Here is a 935-nt window from a genome sequence, read left to right as displayed (position 1 = left end):
ATTCATTTTTTAATTCATTTATATAGATTTTATCTGCTTCTGAAAGAGGAAGATTTTCATTTCGAACACAACCAACATAAAAAGGACGATGAAAAGGATTAATCAGTTCGATTGCAATCGCTTCTCCAGATTGAATGAGTGGTTCATTTTGTACAACAAAGTCTGTGCCAATTGTTATCGCAATATTTTCTTTGACGGCACTTCTAATGCTATCGATATTATTTGTCGTAAACAATATTTCTGTTTTGTTTTTTAAGAATTCATCATAATACCATTTCACATATTGTTCATCATGAACAACGAACGTTTCATTTTTTAGATCGTCTATTGTTAACTGGTTACATTCAGCAAGTGTGTGATTTTTACTCACACAAACATTGATTTTAACCTCTTGAAAGATATCGAAGACCAATTCTTTATTCTTTTTTATCAACTCATCATAAATCCAAACTAAACCAAAGCGTAATTTTTTTTCTTTTACATCATCTAAAATTTCTAAAGAATTTTTTCCGTGTACTCTAATCCTTGAGTTTGGATTTTCGGCTTTAATTAGCTTAATTAAATTTACGATATAATGCATTAGTCCAGGAACAGTTGCAAGTGTAATCTCCTTTTGTATTTCATTATTGCTTATTGCTAACTGTTTTAATTTTTCTGCATGGGCTAACACATTAAGGGATTTTTCAATTAATTTCTCTCCCTCAGGTGTCGTAATCGTACCTTGTCGTAAACGAGTGAAAATTTTAAATCCGAATTCTTCTTCTAAATTATTAATTGCCTGAGAGATTGCCGAAACAGAAATATGTAAGTTCTTCGCTGACATGGATAGTGATTTCGTTTTTGAAACATCAACAATATAAGCTAAATGGTCTAAGTTCATTTTTTGCTCCTTAAGAAATCATTAACTTTGTTTAAGTATAATTAAATATATTTTA

The 935-nt window shown here is 29.7% G+C and carries 1 protein-coding gene; it reads right to left on the bottom strand.

Going from position 1 to position 935, the window contains the following annotated elements:
- Positions 1-880, bottom strand: an 880-nt coding sequence (locus CN514_RS24420) for a LysR family transcriptional regulator (protein ID WP_098234786.1), incomplete at its 3' end; no start/stop codon positions are given.
- Positions 881-935: the final 55 nt, after the last annotated feature.

It is taken from the genome of Bacillus sp. AFS001701, assembly GCF_002559405.1.
Lineage (GTDB): Bacteria > Bacillota > Bacilli > Bacillales > Bacillaceae_G > Gottfriedia.
Note: the sequence above shows the minus strand (reverse complement) of the source record. Positions and strands in the feature narration are given on the sequence as shown.